Below are 19565 nucleotides of genomic sequence, written 5' to 3' on the forward strand. Positions count from 1 at the left end.
CCTATTCCTCTCTGAGGCCGTAAAGCTTGCGGCGGAAGGCCGCCTTGTCCTTGAGATATGTGCCGGTCAAGGTCGTCACAACATATTCCCTGAACTTTTCGCTGTAACGCTCGTAGGCGTCATAAAACCCCTGCTTGTCGAAGACGAAGCGGGAAACGAAATCGCGGGGAACGAGCTGGGCGATCAAGCGGTTGACCAGCCACTGATCGGGATGAACGGGCGCGGCCCTCACCAGCATGAAGCGGTTTGCCGGCGCGACATCCTGCATCCGGATGCTGCCCGTCGTCTGCACCATGCGCTGCATCTCCTGCAGGAAGGGATAGGTGGCATCCTGGGCAACGAGTGCCGCGTTGCGATGCATCCAGGTCTGCAGCCAGATCCGGTCGGCGCGGGCAAGATCCGTCGTCGGATCGGCATCGTTGATCAAACCGCGCACCACCATGTCGGCGCGATGCTGGTAGAGCCCTGAGTCCTCGACCCAGGACGCCTGGGGCAGTTGCAACCGCTTTGTCGAGGCCAGGAAATCGTAGATGCGGGCGTGATCGTCGATCGCGATGTAGCTGACCTGCCAGGGCCGCGACCGGCGGAAACCGGGGACCGACGGGTCGCAGATGACGGTCGTCGTCTTCTCGTCGAGGAAGACATAGACGCCGCCGAAGTGATTGGCCCAGAAGGCATCGTGGCGGAAAACCAGCTGATCCGGCACCAGCGCGTTCTGGCGGATGTCGCCCGTCACCTTCGCCAGTTCGACCATGCGGTTCAGCATCTCGTCATCAGTCCAGGCGGTCGGCACCTTCTTCAGTCGGTCGACCAGGCTCCTGAGTTCGGCCGCCTTGCCCAGCATGTCTTCTGCGGAAAGCACCCGGAAGCGCACCTCGTTGATCGACAGCAGATCATCGATGTCGTCGACGATGGAAACCGAATCCTCGATCTCGCCGTAGAGTGCATCCTTGATCGTCACTGCGTTGATCGCCCGACTGTTGGCGTTGAAGAACTCGTGCATCAACGCCGCCGTGTTGGAAAAGCTTGTGTGCACCACCGGCAGTTCCGCCTGATCCGGCGTCATGATGATGAAACGGCGGTTCACCCGGTTGGGGTCGAGATAGTCGCGATCGCCAAGCTCGTCGGCAATCTCCGGCGAGAACCCCGTCATGTCGATGCTGAAGCGTTCCAGCGCCGTCGGACGCAGGCCAAAGCCCTCCAGCGCCTTGTTGTAGCGCGCGATCAGATGCGGCTCGGCGATATCGAGCAGGCGTCCATAGATAAGCTCGGCTTCGAGCAGACGTTTCATAGCTCAGCGCTCCCCGCCATCAGCCCTGCCACCGGCCGTCGCGTTTCATCGCCTCGATCTCGCGGATCGCCTTTTCGCGCTGGCGCTCGCGGCGGATGATGTCGGTGACGGCGGCATCGTCCGACTTGTCGGTGTAGCGGAATTCGCTGTCGGCGTAGCGGTTGATTTCCTGCAGCACCATCTCGATGGTGATCGGGCCGCGAAGCGCCTCGATCATCGCTTTCTTCTCGTCATAGCCCTTGTGCATGAACGAGCCGGCATCCTTGAACCAGTCGTCGGGCAATTCGACGTCCATCGCCCTGAGCTTGACCGCGTCGGTGATGTTCTTGATCGCCCGGCCGGTAAAGCGCGGCTCTGCCTCCTTGATCATGTGCAGATAGGCGCCGACATCGGCAAGCGTGGCAAGCGCGCCCTTCTCCTTCTGGTACCGCTCCCAGACGGAAACCAGCCCCTCCTCCTGCGGTCGCGAATGCGCCCCGTAGGATTGCGACACGGCGCGCTTGATCTCCTGTCCCTCGAACAGCGCGTGCTCGCCGAGTGGGATCTTGTGGTTCTTGCCGACGAGCAGCGCGAAGATGTCGATATAGTCGTCTTCCGTCTGCGGCCCGTCGACCAGCCAGCGGGCGCCGGCGCGCTGGCGCAGCGCATCGTCGACATTCTCGGGATAGTTGGAGAACATGCCGAAGGTGCAGTTGCCGCGCACCACCGTCGATGCGCCGGCAAAGCTTTCCATCAGCACCGCCGTCACCTCGTGCTGGCCGGCCGATGCCCGGTCGTCGGAGCGCTTGGCCGCAACCTGGTCGACATCGTCGATGGTGCCGAAGCCGATGGCGCGCGGGTTGATGACGTTGTTGACGAACTCCTTGCAGTTCTGGCCCGATTTGCCCTGATAGGAGGAGATCTGGTCGACGCCGAAGTTTTCGTAGTGGAAGGCGTAGCCGGCGATCTCGCAATATTCGTTGAGCATGCCGGCGAGCATCTGGATCAGGATCGTCTTGCCGGTGCCCGGCATGCCGTCGCCGATAAAGGTGAACAGGAAGCCGCCAAGTTCGACGAACGGGTTCATCTGTCGGTCGAAGTCATAGGCCATCAGCATCTTGGCAAGCTTCAGCGCCTGATACTTGGCGATATGGTTGCCGATGATCTCTTCCGGTTTCTTGAAGGTCATCACCAGCGGCTTGCGCTTCTGGCCGGGCGCGACGTCGAAGCCGTTCAGGGTGAAGTCGTCCTGGTCGAGCCGGATATGCACGTTCTCGAAGCTCTGCAGGCCGGTAAAGCGGCCCTTGCGCGCAATAAGCCCTTCGATGGCAACGCGCGAAAACGCACGGGCACGCGCCGTCAGCGCCAAATCGTCGGCCGCACCGGAAATGCTGCGGTCGAGCGCCGCGATCAGCCCCTTCAGGGCATCCTGCGGCGTATCGAACAGGAAGTCCGGCTCGACGGCATCGTCCACCGGCTCGCCCTCGCCCGACAGCGTCGAGCCGAGATAGGCGGCCAGCGTGAAGGCGGAGATATAGGCGGAAGCGTTGAGCAGCGCCTTGAACTGGTTGGCGTCCTCGCCGGCAAGCGGCGCGGTCGTGTTGCACGCCTGCAGCTGTTCGAGGTTCGTCTGGCGCGCGAAGACGTCGGCGACAGCCAGCGCCACCTGGATGCCGCGACGGGTCCTGTAGAGAACCGCATGCTGCGCCGGCGACAGCATCTGGTCGCCCTGCCGCACCGCCTGAACCGTGCGCGCAAGCTCGACCTCGCGGGTGCGGCGCTGGCCGCCGGTCGAAACCGTCGAAACAAACCGTCGCCCGGTGCCGGCGAGCGGTGTGCCGGCTGATCCCTCGTCCCGCTCGAGGATCACCAGCTTGGTCACCAGCCCCTGCGCGACCGCCTGGTGCTTGGCGATCTCGTCCTCGTGCAGCGTCGTCAGCCCGGTATTGAGCGTCATGCTTAAACCTCGCTCACGACCTGGTTTCCGGAGATGACATGCACCTTGTAGTCACCGAACACCTGGGCCGCCTCGCCCGATGCATAGAGCGCCTGATAGGCGTCGTGCGGCACCAGCGCATGTTTCTCGTAGGACGAAACGCCCATGCGCGTGGCCTCCAGATTGTCGGTGTCGATGTGGAATTCCTCCTGCGCCGGCGTCGTCGACCAGAAGCCGCGCTGTGCGGCGCGTTCGGCCTTCGAAAACACCTCCTGCACGGTCCAGGTCAAGAGCCAGGCATTTTCGGGCTTGCGCACCTTGGACAGGATCTCGTTGATCTTCGCATTGTTCTCGGTGATCCCGGCCGAATAGAACGGGCCAAGCACGATGCGCCGCAACTGCTTGGGGTGCAGCTCGGGGAAATCCTTGTCCATATTGGTCGCGATCGTCACCGGCGTCAGCGAGTAGGTGCTGTTCTTAGAGGCGAAATCATCGAAGCGGCTGGCAAGCTCCGGATTGAGCAGGCCGCCGACCGGCAGCGGAATCTCGACCTGTGGGTTGAGCTTGCCATCCGCGGTGACGAGCATCTCGACGATCTTCTCGGAGGAATCCTCGATCGTCGCCATATAGACCATCGGCAGGGTCTGGGTGCCGTCGAAGGCGCCCCAGCTCACGATGTAATAGGGCCGCATCGTCTTCGGGTTGACGGCAACGCGGATCGTTTCCGGCAGGATGAACGGCGAAAAAATCTCGCCCTTGCCGATCTGCTCGAGATAGAGCCGCTCGGCCATGCGCGACTGCAGCGCCTCAGGAAAAGCCTTCTGCCTAAGGATGAAGTCGGCCATCTCCTCGCGCAGGGCATCGGCCGAGGGAATATCCGCAAGCCGCTTCGGCGCCGCCTGGCGGTCGTTTTCCAGTTCGAGCACGTTCTGGAAAACCGGGAAGCCGCTCTCGGCCCGGGAGATCCTGAACTGATCGACGAAGCCGATGCGGTTCTCCCAGCAGGCGATCGAAGCTTTCAGCCGGGCGAGATAGGGAACGATCACCTCACCGACCACCGTATTGCGATAGAGCGGCGAATTGCGGTCACCGAGAAACAGCTCGAGCCCGGCAAGAGCCGAATGGATTGAGGCGAAATACTGCGTCACGGCGGGGGATGCAGCCACTTTCATGCCGTTCCCCCTGGCGCGTGCCGCAAGGCAAACTCGGACCCTATCATGTGCATGCCCGTGCCCTGCCGCCGATCACTGCTTCACGTAGTTGGCGGTGTTGTGCTTGTCCATGACCGTCTGGAAGCGTCGGGCAAACGCATCGTCGGCCAGCTTCTTGCGGCGCTGGATATCCTGCGTCGACAGCATGTTCTTCTCGTGCATTTCGAGCAAGTCGCCGATATGGCGCTGGGCAGCGGCGCCGATGCCCGCCATCGTCTCTTCCGCTGCCGTATCGACCTGGCTTCCGAGCGTATTGATCTTGTGGGCGACATCCTGCTGGGCGGCGGTCTTCAACGAATCCTCGAGCGCCTTGTAGAGCACGATGCGCTGCTCGGTATCGATCGTCAGCTTGTTGATCAGAGTGTTTTGTGCGGCGATCTGGTTGTTGAGCGAATCGACGAAGGTCTGGAACATCGAGGTGTAGCGCTCGAGCGTCTGGCTCTCGGCCAGCAGCTCCTGCTCCTTCGCCTGCTTCTCGTTGTATTCCGTCGCCAGCGCCGAGCGCTCGCCTTCAAGCTCGGTGCGCACCTTCTGCTCGGTCGACGCAGCAATGCGGTTCTCGATGTCGAGCAGCAGCGGGTTGAGCTCCTCGATACGCTTCTGCACCGCTTCGAGATTGGACATCGTGCCCTTGCGGCGCTCGATCACCTGGATCAGGCTCTGCTCGGAGGTCTTGTAGCGCTGGTCGAGGATCGACTTCTGGTCCTTGAGGATGCCGACGATGGTATCGGATTTCGACAGCAGCTCCTGCAGGTTGCCGGCGAGCGACATGTTGCGCACCCGGTCGGTGCGCATGCGCTGCATCTTCTGCTTGGAGAACATGCCGATGAATTTCTCGTAGCCGGTATAGTTCTTCATGCTCTCGAATTCGGAGCCGAAGACGTTGGTCGCATCTTCGAGCCCGATGATCAGGTCGGCGATGTTGGCCTCCATCACCTTCTGCTGGCTGATGACGTCCTGGATGCGGGCGTTCTCGATATCGAAATTGACGTCGCCGAGCTTGGTCTCGGCCTTGGCGAATTGCTCCAGCACGACGCCGGATTGCTCAAGCTTGCCGCGCATCTGCTCGACAACGCTTTTCGTCTTCTCGATTTCCGCGTCAAAATTCTGAAGAGTCGCCATATCATCCCCCTGGATCGGTTGAGGCAACAGATGCCATCCGGGCCAAATTGTTCAGCCTTCGATTGCAGGTATATAAAGGGTGTTTATCGAAAGAGAACAAGCCTCGCCGGCCGGCTTTTTTGGTCAGCCGTCCCGTCGAAGTGATTGAGATATCGAAGGCATTGCCTATTTGGCCGCGGATGGGTCCTTGAGATAGGCGATGACGTCGGCAATGTCCTGCGGCTTCTTCAGCCCGGCAAAGCTCATCTTGGTGCCGCCGACCATCGCCTTGGGGCTGAGGAGATATTCGCTCATCGTCGCTTCGTCCCAGACATGCCCCTCGGATCCGAAGGCCTTCATCGCTTCCGAATAGCTGTAGCTGGAGACCGAGGCGGCCGGACGGCCGATCACGCCCATCAGGCTCGGCCCCACCCTATTGTTGGGCTCGGTCGCCGTGTGGCAGGCGCCGCATTTACGGAAGACTGATGCCCCCGCCTTGGCGTCACCGCCAGCATGGCCGGGCGTCGCTCCGAGACAGAGACAGAGCAGAAGATAGGGAAGCAGACGCGGCATCGCGAACCTCATCGGGGAAAACCGGGATCAGCATGGCATCCAGAATGCGTGGCTTTCAAGACGCCATGCAGTCGCACCGCGATGCCGCGCGTCCGATAGAACGAGCGAAGGATGCTGTAGCACTGCAAACTCGCGGCATAACGCCCTGAATCGAATCCGGTTTATCGGCTTCAGGCGGGGTCGCAGCGCATCTTGTCTTCCCAATGGCGCCGGCAATAGGAGACATATTTCTCGTTGCCGCCGACCTCGACCTGGGCGCCTTCGCGAACGACGTTGCCCTGCCCGTCGAGACGGACGACCATGGTCGCCTTGCGGCCGCAGTCGCAGATCGTGCGCACTTCGCGCAGCTCGTCGGCAATGGCCAGCAGCGCCATCGAGCCCGGAAAAAGCTTGCCTTGGAAATCGGTGCGCAACCCGTAGGCCATGACGGGAACGCCGATGCGGTCGGCGACCCGCGCCAGCTGCCAGACCTGCTCCTCGTCGAGAAACTGCGCTTCGTCGACGAAGACGCAGGCAATCTGGCCCGCACCATCGGTGTTGAGCTTTTCGATCAACGCGTAGAGATCGTCGCCACCGTGGAACGGAATGGCATCCGCATCGAGGCCGATGCGTGACGAAATGCGCCCGGTGCCGGCACGGTCGTCGAACGCTGCGATCAGCATGACGACGCGCATGCCGCGTTCCTGGTAGTTGTAGGATGCCTGCAGCAGCAATGTGCTCTTGCCCGCATTCATCGTCGCATAGCTGAAATAGAGTTTGGCCATATCCTGCCGTTCCCGGAAATCGTCTTGCCGGTTCATGACGAGGCTTGGGCCCGAAGGCCAGAGCCCGTTTGCGCGACCCACAGTTTTTCGCCCAACTTAACCATTTCGTGGGCATTGCGACATTCTGCGTCGCAGCGTGCATCCCGTCCGCGTATTGACGCAATACACTTCCTTCGACATCAAAGCGCTTGAATTCGCTATCCAATGGTGTTTGGCTAAAGCTCCAATGTGTTTGGCTAAAACAATAATAGAGGCAGGGGAACGACAACGATGAACAAAGCACTCTCTCTCAAATTCATGCTCGCGGGCGCCGTTTCGGTGGCTGCCCTTGTTGCCGGAAACGCCGCGGCAGCCGAGCCTGAAAACTGTGGCACCGTCCGGTTCTCCGACGTCGGATGGACCGATATCACCGCCACCACCGCTACGGTTTCCGCTGTCCTCAAGGGCCTGGGCTACGAGACGGATATCAAGGTTCTCTCCGTTCCGGTCACCTACACCTCGCTCAAAAACAAGGACATCGACATCTTCCTCGGCAACTGGATGCCGACCCAGGAAAACGACGTGCGCCCCTATCTCGACGACAAGTCGGTCGAATCCTTCGGACCGAACCTCGAAGGCGCGAAATACACGCTGGCGACCAACGCCAAGGGTGCCGAACTCGGCATCAAGGACTTCAAGGACATCGCCACCAAGAAGGACGCGCTCGAGGGCAAGATCTACGGCATCGAGCCGGGCAATGACGGCAACCGCCTGATCATCGACATGGTCGACAAGGACACCTTCGGGCTCAAGGGTTTCGAAGTTGTCGAATCCTCCGAACAGGGCATGCTGGCTCAGGTCGCCCGCTCCGAGAAGGATGGCGCGCCGATCGTGTTCCTCGGCTGGGAACCGCATCCGATGAACGCCAATTTCAAGCTCACCTATCTCTCCGGCGGCGACGACATCTTCGGCGCCAATTTCGGCGGCGCCAGCGTCTTTACCAATGTGCGCGCCGGCTACACCACCGAATGCCCTAATGTCGGCAAGCTGCTCACGAACCTCAAGTTCTCGCTGCAGATGGAAAACGAGATCATGGGCAAGATCCTGAATGACGGCAAGGAGCCGGACGCTGCCGCAACGGAATGGCTGAAGGCCAACCCGACGGCGATCGACCCATGGCTTGCCGGCGTCACGACCAAGGATGGCGGCGAAGGTCTCGCCGCTGTCAAGACCGCGCTCGGGCTCTGACCGGCAGCAAGGCGGGGGAAGTCCCCGCCTTTTTTCACCGCATCGCGCGATAGTGTTGATCTGACGAGACGGATTCACCCTGTGGAATTTCTGACAGAATACCGCATTCCCATTGGCGGCTGGGCCAAGGCGTTCGTCGACTGGCTGACGACGAACTTCGAGTTGTTCTTCGACCAGCTCGCTCGCTTCCTGTCCGGCGTCGTCGGCGTTCTGCTTTATATCTTGCAGACGCCGCACCCGCTGATCGTCGTTGCGGTTATCACCGCACTCGCCTGGTGGTTCCGCCGTTCGCTCGGCGTGACACTGTTCACCGGCCTCGGATTGCTGCTGATCATCAATCAGGGCTACTGGAAGGAAACGACGGAAACGCTGGCGCTGGTGCTGGCGGCCAGCGTCGTCAGCATGGCCGTCGGCGTTCCGCTCGGCATTGCCGCCGCGCGCCGGGCCTGGGTCTACTCCGTCATGCGGCCGATCCTCGACCTGATGCAGACGATCCCGACCTTCGTCTATCTGATCCCCGCGCTCATTCTCTTCGGTCTCGGCATGGTGCCGGGCCTGATCGCAACGGTGATCTTCGCCATTCCCGCACCGATCCGCCTCACCCGTCTCGGCATCATCTCGACGCCGCCCTCGCTGGTGGAGGCGGCACAGGCCTTCGGCGCGACACCCGGCCAGGTGCTGCGCAAGGTCGAGCTTCCCTTCGCCATGCCGCAGATCATGGCGGGCCTTACCCAGACGATCATGCTCTCCCTGTCGATGGTGGTCATCGCCGCACTCGTCGGCGCCAACGGCCTTGGCGTTCCCGTGCTTCGCGCACTGAACTCGGTGAACGTCGCCAAGGGTTTCGAGGCTGGTCTCTGCATCGTCATCCTCGCCATCATCCTCGACCGCCTGTTCCGCTCGTCCGACGAAGGAGAGGGTGCATGACCGACGCCGTCGTTTTCAAGAATGTCGACATCATCTTCGGCAACAATCCGCAGACCGCGCTCCAGATGGTTGACCAGGGCAAGACCCGTGACGAAATCGGCGCCGCAACCGGCCTGGTGCTGGGTGTCGCCGGTGCGTCGCTCGCGATCAACGAGGGTGAAATCCTCGTGTTGATGGGGCTGTCAGGCTCTGGCAAGTCGACGCTGCTCCGCGCCGTCAACGGCCTTGCGCCCGTCGTTCGCGGCGAGGTCGAGGTCAAGACCGCAAACGGGCCGCTCAACCCCTATCGCACCACACCAAAGTCGCTGCGCGACTTCCGCATGCACACTGTGTCGATGGTGTTCCAGCAGTTCGCGCTCTTGCCCTGGCGCACCGTCGCCGACAATGTCGGCTTCGGCCTAGAGCTTGCCGGCATGCCCGACGCGGAACGCAAGGCCCGCGTCGGCGAGCAGCTAGAGCTCGTCAACCTGACGAAGTGGGCCGACCGCAAGGTCAACGAGCTTTCAGGCGGCATGCAACAGCGTGTCGGTCTTGCCCGCGCCTTTGCAACCGGCGCGCCGATCCTCCTGATGGATGAACCGTTCTCGGCCCTCGACCCGCTGATCCGCACCCGGCTTCAGGACGAACTGCTCGAATTCCAGCGCCGCCTGAAGAAGACAATCGTCTTCGTCAGCCATGACCTCGACGAGGCGTTCCGCATCGGCAACCGCATCGCCATCATGGAAGGTGGCCGCATCATCCAGTGCGGAACCCCGCAGGACATCGTCAGAAACCCGGCGAACCAGTATGTCGCCGATTTCGTCCAGCACATGAACCCGATCAGCATGCTGACGGCAAAGGACGTGATGCAGACCGGCATCCAACGCGGAGCGGCCGTGGCCGGCGTGACGGCGACCGCCAAGCCGACGACGCCGCTCGTCGATATCCTCGACGCCATGTCCCGACAGCCGGGCAGCGTCGGCGTCGTCGACAACGGCTCCGTCGTCGGCACGATCAACGCGCAAAACATCGTTGAAGGCCTGACGCGACACCGCAACAAAAGTTGACGAAAACGCACAAGAAGCCAATAAAAGCCCGGCACCAGTTCCGGGCTTTTTCGTCTGGAACCGCGCTTGAATTTCTGGAAGGACCGACGAATGACCGACAAACCGAACGTATTGCGCGAAACCGATGACGAGGCGCGCAAGCTTGCGCACACGCTTCTGCGCGGCGCACGCAGCGGCTCGCTTGCGGCGATCGAACCGGAGAGCGGTGGGTTTCCTTTCGTCAGTCGCGTTCTCGTCGGCATGGATGTCGACGGCGTGCCATTGATCCTGATTTCCAAGCTGTCGACCCATACCAAGGCACTGCTTGCCGACACGCGCGCCTCGCTGCTGACGGGCGACCCCGGCAAGGGCGATCCCCTCGCCCATCCACGGCTGACGGTTCAGTGCGAGGCCGAAGCGATCTCGCGTGATTCGGATGCCCATGCCCGCATCCGCGAACGATTCGTTCGCCGCCATCCGAAATCGAAGCTCTATGTCGATTTTCCGGATTTCGGTTTCTTCCGCCTGAACCCGTTACGCGCCAGCCTTAACGGTGGTTTCGGCCGCGCCTATGTGCTGACCGCGCAGGATCTGGTGATCGAATCACCCGCCACCGCATCGCTCGCCGCCATGGAAGCAGGCGCTATCGAGCATATGAACGCCGATCATGCCGAAGCGGTCAGATTTTACGCTGAAAAACTTTGCAACGGCCCGGAGGGTGACTGGAAAGTGGTCGGTATCGACGCTGCCGGCCTGGATCTGGCCCTTGGCGACCAACTGAAGCGGCTCGAGTTCCCCGCGCCAATGCGGGACAGCTCGGAGTTACGGCCACTTTTGCGCGAACTTTACGGTTAATCGCTCGCCAGATACCCCCATTTCTTGCAGTAGGTGGTTGCCCTTTTATGCATCACGACTAATTATCGTCCTTCGTCAACCATAACTACGTGTGATGTAATTTTCGCATGGAGCACGCAATGCAGCCACTTTCGCCTGAAAAACACGATGAAGCTGAGATAGCAGCTGGCTTCCTCTCGGCCATGGCAAATCCTAAGCGCCTTCTCATCCTCGATTCCCTTGTCAAGGAAGAGATGGCTGTCGGCGCATTGGCCAATAAGGTGGGCTTGAGCCAGTCCGCCCTGTCCCAGCACCTGTCCAAACTGAGAGCCCAGAATCTGGTCAGCACTCGCCGTGACGCTCAGACGATCTACTATTCCAGCTCGTCCGACGCGGTCATGAGAATTCTGGGTACGCTCTCCGATATCTACGGCGTCGAAGCAAATGCCGTGACAGAAAAGACTTTGGTCCGCCGCTCGGCCTGACCTACTCAGTCCGTAACAGGGATCATGCCCTGAAGTAGCCCCACACGAGAAATCGCGCGGGGCTTACTCTTTTCTGGAAGATCGGCAGACGGGGCAAGCCATTGCCCGGCCGAAGTGCCTCGTTGCCCAGGTAACATCGACCGTCAATGTTGCCAGGGGCTTGCCTGCGATGTTTACGCGGCCTTGAGGTTTCGGGGTCAGGATGCGCCCGGACATTACAGCGCCGCGCCTCAAATATGACGCGCAAAGGACGCTGTAGCATTTTGAACCTACTGCCGGGACATCGGGTTTCACGCAATGCAAGACAAGGTCCGTTGGGGCATCGCTGGTACCGGCGCGATCGCGAACAGCTTCGCGTCCGATATCCAGTTTACCGGCAATGCTGAGCTGGCCGCTGTCTATTCCCGGAGCAAGGAGAAGGCCAACGCCTTCGCCGCCCGTTTCGGCGGCATCGCCAGCCATTCCAGCATCGATGCCTTTGCCGCCGATCCAGGTATCGATGCCGTCTATGTCGCCTCGCCAAACGCCGTGCACCTGGAGCACGCGATCGTCTTCCTGTCGGCGAACAAAACTGTGCTGGTCGAAAAGCCGCTGGCAACGTCGTTCGACGATGCGCGCTCACTCGCAGCCTTGGCTGCAGCCAAAAACCTTTTCGCCATGGAAGGCATGTGGACCTGCTTCCTGCCAGCGATCGCCAAAGTCCGGACCCTGCTCGGCGCAGAGGCTCTCGGCCGCATCCGGCATGTCATAGCCGAGCTTGCCTATGAAAAACCATTCGATCCCACCAGCCGCTTCTTCGACGCAAGGCTCGGCGGCGGATCGCTGCTCGACCTCGGCATTTATCCACTGTCCCTGTGCCTCAACCTGTTCGGACAACCACGGGCGGTCGACGGACGCTGGCAAAGCGCGCCCACCGGCGTCGATCTTTCGGCCGAAATGCGGCTTTCCTACACCGGCTTCCAGGCCCATCTTTCCTGCGGCTTCGACCGCGACGGCGACAATCGGTTCATCATCGACGGCGATCGCGGCACCCTCGTCATCGACGCGCCGTTTCTGAAGGCGAGCCGACTGTTTCTTGGCGACAACGGTCTTGTCCGCAAAGTCATCGCACCTCGGGGCCAGGGCCCGTGGGCAAAGATGCTGACGCGCATTGCCAGGCGCGTCTCCTTGCCCGGCCTTCAACGCTTCGATCTGCCGTTCCCGGGCAACGGACTGCAATTCGAGATCGAGGCGGCAAGTGCGGCGATCCTGGAGGGCTGGCACGAGCACATCCTGATGCCGACATCGCGCAGCATCCAGGCGATCGAAATCATCGAGACGATCCGTGCTTTACCGCCGTCATAGATCGAGCGGGCGATAGCCCTGACGACCGCTGTTGAGCGCAAGCACGATCTCGGTCAGATGGCGCGCGGTCGCGCCGGAGAAGTACGGCGTTTCCCCACGAGCGATCGCCTCGGCCTGGGCGGCAATCCCGCCAACGAAATCGATCTTCGAGGGATAGGCGGGCAATTGCGACGCCACGACCCGGGCAGGATAGCGTACCTTCCGGCCGGCATAGAGCCGGAGCGGCAGCTTGCGGCCGACCTTCCACTCGACCCAGTCGAGGATACGGTGTTGCAGCGGGCGCTTCGCCCCGAAGGCCTCCAGATGTATGGGCGAGCGGTTGTCCCAGAGATCGCGCACGACGATGGTGCCCTTGTCGCCGATGATGGTCAGCGAGCGGTCGCGCGGAGCCGCAAGCCCGCAGGTCACACGAGCCGTCACGCCGGAGCGGAAGGAAAGGCAACCGACCGAAAAATCCGGGCCAAGGCTTAAGTTTTCCGTGCCCGGCCCCTTGTCCGGGAAGGTCAGGGCGGAAATGGCGCTGACTTCGGCAACCGGTCCGAACAGCGAAACGAGCCAGCTTGCGGCATAACCTGCATGTTCGAGTGTGCAGCCGACTTCGAACTCATGCACGCCGGGCCAGCGGGCGCCGGAACGGCTGCGCCACTCGCGCCAGTTGGCTTGGAACACCGGACCATCTTCCATTTCCGCATAGACGAGGCGTGGCGTGCCGATGGCGCCGCTCGCAAGAAGCGAGGTGCAGAGCGCGTGCGCTTCGCTGAGCGCATTGGCCGGCGCACCGGCAAGCACCATCCCCCGCACTCGCGCCAGATCCACCAGCTCGCTGGCCTGCTCGACATCCATGGCCAGCGGCTTTTCGCAATAGACATGCTTGCCGGCCAGAAGTGCTGCGCGATTTACCATGTAGTGGCTTTCCGGCGTCGTCAGATTGACGACGATCGTGACCGCGGGATCCGCCAGCGCCGCGTCCAGTGAAGCGTAGCGGTTGACCTTCCAGTAGCCGGCAAACGCCGCCAGGCGGGTTTCATCGCGATCCCAGACGCCGGCGAGGCGCAGTTGCGGATGGTTGGCAAGCGTCGTCATGTAGTAGTCGGCAACGAAGCCGGTTCCGACAAAGGCTATCCCCGTCATTGCTGCAGCCCCCTAGCGTGCGTCGGCAAGGAACGACGCGACATAGACGAGCGGCGCATTCCAGTTGATGGTGATCTCATTGGAGCCATAAGCCTCGATATCGTCGGCATAGCAGGTCTGCGGCGCACAGCCCTGCAGCCGCTGCTTGGCGATCGCATCCACCGGCGTCGAATTCGGCCCGCCGGCAAGCGAGCCAACCGGCGGATTGGGCAGGGTCGGGTCCACCTGGTGCGCGTACCAGCGGCTGTGCTGGTTCTCGGGCGAGCGCGCGCCATAACCTGTAATGTAGGACATCGCCATGGCATTGCGGCCGAGAATGTAATCCATGCTTTCGCGCGCGGCATTGAGGAAGGCCTTGTCGCCCGAAAGGTCGAAGGCCGTCGACAGGACGATGATGTTTTGCAGGATCAATTGGTTCGATCCCCAGTCGTACTGGTGGTTCGCCGGGCGGTAGATCTGCCCGAACGGTTCCGCTGCCTGCAGCGACAGGAATGTCCGCGCGGCCGTCAGAACCGAACTTCGCACCATGTCGAGTTCGGCCTTGGGCAGGGCTACGCCGTAGAGCGCCAGCTGCAGCCGGGCGAAACCGGCAACATTGCGCCAGTGGAACGCGCCGGTCGACGGCAGCACATCGCCGGACCAGTGCGGAGAAGCGCGCAGCGCATCGAGGTACGTCGCCTCTCCGGTTGTCAGGAACAGTTCTGCCGCGGCCCAATAGAGTTCGTCCGACGCGTCGTCGTCATCGTAATCGCCGCCGCCCGAATTGCCGTCGGATTTCGGCGCGAGCAGGACCGGATTGGCATTGGCCGCCACCCATGCCTTGCGCGCTGCCGAAAGCAGCGTTGCGGCAAAGGTCGGGTTGTCCTTCGCGAACAGCCGCGAGGCCTGCGCGGCAACGGCCGCCACATCGAAGGTCGCCGCCGTCGAGGGCCGGTGCAGCGCCCGCGGTTTCGGATCCTCGCTTGGCAGCATCGGCGGCGACGACCACTCTGTGTCATGGATCTTGTGGTGCACCATCCCGGCAAGCGGCTCACCGTCCGGCACCATCATTGCAAGCAGGAACTGCAGCTCCCATCGCGCCTCGTCGAGCAGATCGGGAATGCCGTTGCCGCTTTCGGGAATGTGCGAAAGCCGATCGCCGAGGACGGGCGAGGCAGCACCGCCAAAGACACGGCCGCGCTCGAATGTCGCCAGCAGCTGCGCGACCGAGACCGCACCGTTGACCGCGTATTTGCCGTGATCGCCGGCATCGTACCAGCCGCCGGAAACGTCGAGACGATAGGAGCAGGACCAGTCGCCATAGAGCGCCTTGGCCTCGTCGCCAGTCAAGCAGCCGACTGATTGGTCGCCCTCGTTCGGCGCGACGCCGATATGCCCAGCCGGCCTGGCATAGGCCTTGCCGGCGATATCGCCGCGGATCTGGATACCGCTGCGCTGCGGGTAGAACCAGGAGAGCGCGTCTACGCGCAGGCGGCCATAGAGATCGTCAGAGATCGAAAAGCGATCGCTAGTCCAGTCACCGGAGACCAGTCGGTACCCGTTGCCGGGAACGGCATAGGCGGAAAAGTCCGCCACGTGCGTCCTGACGCCGGCGGACGGATCAAACCCGCTCGGTCGCGTTGTCCCCTCGCCGACGACGGCATCGCCTGCATCGATCAGTTGGAAGGAAATGGCGCGGCGCGCATCGGAGATCACCGTTGCCCGCTTTGGACCATCGGTGAAATAGCCGAGCTGGTTCACCCGAATGGCCGGCCCCTGGTTCGCTCGGCTGGCCGCACCAGCAGAGGCCTCGATCTCCACCAAGGACAAGTCATCGATGCAGAAGCGCCAGGATTTTTCAGCGCCGCCGAGCGGGAAAATCAGTTGGGCCTCATCCTCTTCGGAGGCCATGAAATCTGCCGAAAACGGCGCACGCTCCGGCGCGCCTGCGATGCTGAACTCGCTCTGCACCGTCCAGGGCTCGGCGCCACGCTGGATGCGGGCGGACACGGCACGGGCAGGATCAGCCGCGGTCGACAGCGAGAGCCTGTAGTGAAGGCCGGGCTCGAGTTTCAACCCGTTGACACCAATGAGCCTGTCCCAGGTGTCACCGCCCGCCGAAACGTCGGCACAAAGCTGCCTTCCGCTCCGGGTCAGAGCCACGCCTTCCCCGGCCCAAAAAGTGTCCCGGCCTTGCTCGAAGCGTCCGTCGACGATCAGGTCGGCGGCCGCGGCCATGCCTGGCAGAAAGAGGACGGCAATGGCCGCCGGCGCTATCCCCAACCTCGACACTGTCTCGCCACTCCGCATCTTTCGCCACCGGACCGCACCGTCGGGGGACGGCGGGAAACACTGCCATGGATCCGGCGATACACGGCGCGGTAGCGTTGACGCAAACAGGTTAAACTTGAGAAAACGTCTGAGCCGATAACGGAAATTCCCACTCTTGGGACGCCTCGGATAGGCGGGCATTTGCCACCAGCGGAATATACCGCACTCGAATTCCGGGGCGCGCCCTGAGCGATAACGCGCCGGCGCTCCAGACTTGACCCGAACCGGCGCCCTGATAGTTTGACCAAAGGGTAAAAGAATCCAAGCGGGCGCGATCGCCCGACACGGGACCATGCCGAGGAGAACTGGAATGTCGAACCGCCTCAACACCACGCCGAACGACCTGCGCGCCTTCTGGATGCCGTTCACTGCCAACCGGCAGTTCAAGAAGGAACCGCGCCTCTTCGTCGGCGCGAAGGACATGCACTATACGACGCATGACGGTCGCACGGTCCTCGACGGCACGGCGGGTCTCTGGTGCGTCAATGCCGGCCATTGTCGCCCGAAGATCACCGAGGCGATCCGCGAACAGGCAGGCGAACTCGACTATGCGCCGGCCTTCCAGCTCGGACATCCAAAAGCCTTCGAACTGGCGAACCGCCTGGTCGATATCGCGCCTGAGGGCATGAACCACGTTCTCTACACCAATTCCGGCTCTGAATCGGTCGAGACCGCGCTGAAAGTGGCGCTCGCCTATCACCGTGCCAAGGGCGACGGCTCGCGCTTCCGCCTGATCGGCCGCGAGCGCGGCTATCACGGCGTCAATTTCGGCGGCATCTCGGTCGGCGGCATCGTCTCCAACCGCAAGATGTTCGGCACGCTCCTGACCGGCGTCGACCACATGCCGCACACGCACCTGCCGGCCCAGAACGCCTTTACCCGTGGCGAGCCCGAGCATGGCGGAGATCTGGCGACCGAGCTTGAGCGCATCGTCACCCTGCACGATGCCTCGACGATCGCTGCCGTCATCGTCGAGCCGGTTGCAGGTTCGACCGGCGTGCTGATCCCGCCGAAGGGCTATCTCAAGAAGCTGCGCGATATCTGCACCAAGCACGGCATCCTGCTGATCTTTGATGAGGTCATCACCGGCTTCGGCCGCCTCGGCACGCCGTTCGCCGCGCAGTATTTCGACGTGACGCCGGATATCATCACCACCGCGAAGGGGCTGACCAACGGCGTGATCCCGATGGGCGCGGTGTTCGTGACCTCGGAAATCCATGACGCCTTCATGAACGGCCCGGAACACCTGATCGAGTTTTTCCACGGCTACACTTATTCCGGCAACCCGATCGCCTCGGCTGCAGCGCTTGGCACCCTCGACACCTACAAGGAAGAGGGCCTGTTGACACGCGCCGCCGAGCTTGCCTCCTATTGGGAAGACGGCCTACATTCCCTCAAGGATTGCCCTAATGTCATCGACATCCGCAATGTCGGCCTGATCGGCGCGATCGAACTGCAGCCGATCGCCGGCGAACCGACCAAGCGCGCCTTCAATGCCTTCCTGAAGGCCTACGAAAAGGGCCTTTTGATCCGCACCACCGGCGACATCATCGCGCTGTCGCCGCCGCTGATCATCTCCAAGGCAGAGATCGACGAGCTGTTCGACAAGCTTCGCGACGTTCTCGTCAACAATATCTGATTGCGTCGTCCATCTGCGAATAGGGCCCTTTCCCCGGCAACGGGGAGAGGGTTAATCTTATCTACGGGTCTGAAGTGAGGGGTGCAGAGATGTCTAGGGCTTTGGAACGAATGATCGACCAGGGCGTCGGCCGCGAGCCGGCCGACATCGTGCTCAAGGGCGGGCGCTTCTTCGATCTGGTGACGGGTGAACTGATCGCCTCCGATATCGCCATATCGGCCGGCCGCATCGTTGGCACCTATGGCGATTATGAGGGACGCGAGGAGATCGATATCTCCGGCCGCATCGTCGTTCCCGGCTTCATCGATACGCATCTGCACATCGAATCCTCGCTCGTCACCCCGCATGAGTTCGATCGCTGCGTGCTGCCGCTCGGCATCACCACAGTTATCTGCGACCCACACGAGATCGCCAACGTGCTCGGCACCGAGGGCATCCAGTTCTTTCTCGATTCCGCTCTCGAAACCATCATGGATATCCGCGTGCAACTGTCGTCCTGCGTGCCGGCGACGCATCTGGAGACCGCGGGCGCCGACCTGCCGATCGAAAGATTGCTGCCCTTCCGGGATCATCCGAAGGTGATCGGCCTTGCCGAGTTCATGAATTTCCCCGGCGTCATCCACAAGGATCCGGTATGCCTCGCCAAGCTCGAGGCGTTCCAGGGTGGGCACATCGACGGGCACGCGCCGCTGCTGCGCGGCAAGGACCTCAACGGCTATCTCTCGGCCGGCATCCGCACGGAACATGAGTGCACCACCGCGGACGAGGCGATGGAGAAGATCCGCAAGGGCATGCATATCCTGGTGCGCGAAGGTTCCGTCTCCAAGGACCTGCACGCGCTGATGCCAATCATTACCGAGCGGCTTTCGCCCTATCTGGCGCTCTGCACCGACGATCGCAATCCGCTCGATATCGCCGAGCAGGGCCACCTCGACCACATGATCCGCACCGCGATCGCCGCCGGCGTCGAGCCGCTGGCGATCTATCGCGCCGCCTCGATCTCGGCCGCGCGCGCCTTCGGCCTTCGCGACCGCGGCCTTGTGGCCCCCGGCTGGCGCGCCGACCTCGTCGTCGTCGACAGTCTCGAAAGCTGCCGGGCGCAGATGGTCTTTTCCGGCGGCCGCCGCGTCACCGACGCACTGTTTGCCACCCGCAAGCCGGTCGCCCCCGTCGGCCTCGACAGCGTCAAGGCCGGCCATGTCAATGCCAGCGACTTCGGCGTGCCCTACTCCGACAGCGAGACATCCGTCATCGGCGTCCTGCCGGGCAAGATCATCACCGAGCACCGCCGCTACCGGCTGCCCGCGGATGGCAACGAGACCGGCGTCGACCTCGGTCGCGACATCATCAAGGTGGCGGTGATCGAGCGCCACGGCGTCAACGGCAACCACGCCAACGGCTTCGTACAGGGGTTTGGCCTGAAGAAGGGCGCGATCGCCTCGACGGTCGGCCATGACAGCCACAACATCTGCGTCGTCGGCGTCAACGTCGAGGACATGGCGACCGCCGCCAATCGCCTTGGCGAGATCAAGGGCGGCTTCGTCGTCGTCGAGGATGGCAAGCTCACCGGCGAGATCGCGCTTCCGGTCGCGGGCCTGATGAGCCTGGAACCGCACGAATCCGTGCGCGACACCCTGCACCATCTGCGCCAGGCGGCATTTGCGCTGGGCGCCACGCTGGAAGAGCCATTCCTGCAACTTGCCTTCCTGCCGCTACCGGTAATCCCGCACCTGAAGATATCAGACCGCGGCCTCGTCGACGTCGACAAGTTCATGCTGATCGGCTGAA

At 62.3% G+C, this 19565-nt stretch carries 16 protein-coding genes; 8 read left to right on the top strand and 8 right to left on the bottom strand.

The genetic code is table 11. The features are described from left to right. Position 1: 1 nt before the first annotated feature. The 6 genes from J3R84_RS12475 to J3R84_RS12500 all read right to left on the bottom strand — a co-directional run bounded on the left by J3R84_RS12475 (position 2) and on the right by J3R84_RS12500 (position 6855). The gene (locus J3R84_RS12475; protein ID WP_025427981.1) at positions 2-1291 is read right to left on the bottom strand and encodes a DUF6638 family protein; all 1290 of its coding nucleotides are present in this window, start codon (positions 1289-1291) and stop codon (positions 2-4) included. 19 nt (positions 1292-1310) lie between these two features. Then, a complete protein-coding gene (locus tag J3R84_RS12480; RefSeq protein WP_203528062.1) occupies positions 1311-3227 on the bottom strand; it encodes an AAA family ATPase in 1917 nt (638 codons plus the stop codon). A 2-nt stretch (positions 3228-3229) separates the two neighbouring features. Beyond that, positions 3230-4378 carry a hypothetical protein gene (locus J3R84_RS12485; protein ID WP_025427983.1) on the bottom strand — a complete coding sequence of 383 codons (1149 nt, stop codon included), beginning with the start codon at positions 4376-4378 and terminating at the stop codon, positions 3230-3232. Positions 4379-4450: 72 nt separating this feature from the next. Further along, on the bottom strand, positions 4451-5539 hold the full coding sequence (locus J3R84_RS12490; protein ID WP_057205736.1) for a hypothetical protein: 1089 nt from the start codon (positions 5537-5539) through the stop codon (positions 4451-4453). A gap of 165 nt (positions 5540-5704) precedes the next feature. Continuing rightward, complete coding sequence (locus tag J3R84_RS12495; protein WP_371412300.1) at positions 5705-6103, bottom strand: c-type cytochrome; 399 nt, start codon at positions 6101-6103, stop codon at positions 5705-5707. A 158-nt stretch (positions 6104-6261) separates the two neighbouring features. Next, entirely contained in the window at positions 6262-6855 is a 594-nt protein-coding gene (locus tag J3R84_RS12500) for a thymidine kinase (RefSeq protein WP_025427986.1), read from the bottom strand. Positions 6856-7125: 270 nt separating this feature from the next. Here J3R84_RS12500 and J3R84_RS12505 point away from each other — a divergent pair, with 270 nt between their 5' ends. The 6 genes from J3R84_RS12505 to J3R84_RS12530 all read left to right on the top strand — a co-directional run bounded on the left by J3R84_RS12505 (position 7126) and on the right by J3R84_RS12530 (position 12697). Next, positions 7126-8082, top strand: coding sequence for a choline ABC transporter substrate-binding protein (locus J3R84_RS12505; protein ID WP_025427987.1), 957 nt, complete (start codon positions 7126-7128; stop codon positions 8080-8082). Between the two features lie 81 nt (positions 8083-8163). Then, complete coding sequence (gene choW / locus J3R84_RS12510) at positions 8164-9009, top strand: choline ABC transporter permease subunit (RefSeq protein WP_025427988.1); 846 nt, start codon at positions 8164-8166, stop codon at positions 9007-9009. Then, the gene (gene choV / locus J3R84_RS12515) at positions 9006-10055 is read left to right on the top strand and encodes a choline ABC transporter ATP-binding protein (RefSeq protein ID WP_025427989.1); all 1050 of its coding nucleotides are present in this window, start codon (positions 9006-9008) and stop codon (positions 10053-10055) included. Before choW ends, choV begins: the two co-directional genes overlap by 4 nt. 90 nt (positions 10056-10145) lie before the next feature. Next, complete coding sequence (locus J3R84_RS12520; RefSeq protein ID WP_025427990.1) at positions 10146-10889, top strand: HugZ family pyridoxamine 5'-phosphate oxidase; 744 nt, start codon at positions 10146-10148, stop codon at positions 10887-10889. 119 nt (positions 10890-11008) lie between these two features. Beyond that, positions 11009-11353 carry an ArsR/SmtB family transcription factor gene (locus J3R84_RS12525; protein ID WP_025427991.1) on the top strand — a complete coding sequence of 115 codons (345 nt, stop codon included), beginning with the start codon at positions 11009-11011 and terminating at the stop codon, positions 11351-11353. 297 nt (positions 11354-11650) lie between these two features. Then, a complete protein-coding gene (locus tag J3R84_RS12530; RefSeq protein ID WP_025427992.1) occupies positions 11651-12697 on the top strand; it encodes a Gfo/Idh/MocA family protein in 1047 nt (348 codons plus the stop codon). On the opposite strand, the gene J3R84_RS12535 is transcribed toward J3R84_RS12530, so the two are convergent. Further along, positions 12692-13828 (bottom strand): Gfo/Idh/MocA family protein, encoded by a 1137-nt coding sequence (locus J3R84_RS12535; RefSeq protein WP_203528060.1) that lies wholly within the window; start codon positions 13826-13828, stop codon positions 12692-12694. The genes J3R84_RS12530 and J3R84_RS12535 overlap by 6 nt on opposite strands. A 12-nt stretch (positions 13829-13840) precedes the next feature. After that, positions 13841-16099, bottom strand: a complete 2259-nt coding sequence (locus tag J3R84_RS12540; protein ID WP_239637558.1) for a glycoside hydrolase family 9 protein — start codon at positions 16097-16099, stop codon at positions 13841-13843. Positions 16100-16448: 349 nt separating this feature from the next. Between J3R84_RS12540 and aptA the strand changes: the two genes are divergently transcribed. Together aptA and ade are read left to right on the top strand one after the other, a co-directional pair. After that, positions 16449-17777 carry an omega-aminotransferase AptA gene (gene aptA, locus J3R84_RS12545; RefSeq protein ID WP_025427995.1) on the top strand — a complete coding sequence of 443 codons (1329 nt, stop codon included), beginning with the start codon at positions 16449-16451 and terminating at the stop codon, positions 17775-17777. An 89-nt stretch (positions 17778-17866) separates the two neighbouring features. Beyond that, positions 17867-19564: an adenine deaminase gene (ade, locus tag J3R84_RS12550; protein ID WP_025427996.1), complete on the top strand. Its 1698-nt coding sequence runs from the start codon at positions 17867-17869 to the stop codon at positions 19562-19564. The last annotated feature ends 1 nt before the right edge of the window (position 19565 follow it).

Origin of the sequence: Ensifer canadensis, from assembly GCF_017488845.2 — a bacterium.
Taxonomy (GTDB): Bacteria; Pseudomonadota; Alphaproteobacteria; order Rhizobiales; family Rhizobiaceae; genus Ensifer; species Ensifer canadensis.

Bases quoted from the DNA above. Each gene is read 5' to 3' on its own strand.
- J3R84_RS12475 (WP_025427981.1), bottom strand. From the start codon at position 1,291: ATGAAACGTCTGCTCGAAGCCGAGCTTATCTATGGACGCCTGCTCGAT.
- J3R84_RS12480 (WP_203528062.1), bottom strand. From the start codon at position 3,227: ATGACGCTCAATACCGGGCTGACGACGCTGCACGAGGACGAGATCGCC.
- J3R84_RS12485 (WP_025427983.1), bottom strand. From the start codon at position 4,378: ATGAAAGTGGCTGCATCCCCCGCCGTGACGCAGTATTTCGCCTCAATC.
- J3R84_RS12490 (WP_057205736.1), bottom strand. From the start codon at position 5,539: ATGGCGACTCTTCAGAATTTTGACGCGGAAATCGAGAAGACGAAAAGC.
- J3R84_RS12495 (WP_371412300.1), bottom strand. From the start codon at position 6,103: ATGAGGTTCGCGATGCCGCGTCTGCTTCCCTATCTTCTGCTCTGTCTC.
- J3R84_RS12500 (WP_025427986.1), bottom strand. From the start codon at position 6,855: ATGGCCAAACTCTATTTCAGCTATGCGACGATGAATGCGGGCAAGAGC.
- J3R84_RS12505 (WP_025427987.1), top strand. From the start codon at position 7,126: ATGAACAAAGCACTCTCTCTCAAATTCATGCTCGCGGGCGCCGTTTCG.
- choV (WP_025427989.1), top strand. From the start codon at position 9,006: ATGACCGACGCCGTCGTTTTCAAGAATGTCGACATCATCTTCGGCAAC.
- J3R84_RS12520 (WP_025427990.1), top strand. From the start codon at position 10,146: ATGACCGACAAACCGAACGTATTGCGCGAAACCGATGACGAGGCGCGC.
- J3R84_RS12525 (WP_025427991.1), top strand. From the start codon at position 11,009: ATGCAGCCACTTTCGCCTGAAAAACACGATGAAGCTGAGATAGCAGCT.
- J3R84_RS12530 (WP_025427992.1), top strand. From the start codon at position 11,651: ATGCAAGACAAGGTCCGTTGGGGCATCGCTGGTACCGGCGCGATCGCG.
- J3R84_RS12535 (WP_203528060.1), bottom strand. From the start codon at position 13,828: ATGACGGGGATAGCCTTTGTCGGAACCGGCTTCGTTGCCGACTACTAC.
- aptA (WP_025427995.1), top strand. From the start codon at position 16,449: ATGTCGAACCGCCTCAACACCACGCCGAACGACCTGCGCGCCTTCTGG.
- ade (WP_025427996.1), top strand. From the start codon at position 17,867: ATGTCTAGGGCTTTGGAACGAATGATCGACCAGGGCGTCGGCCGCGAG.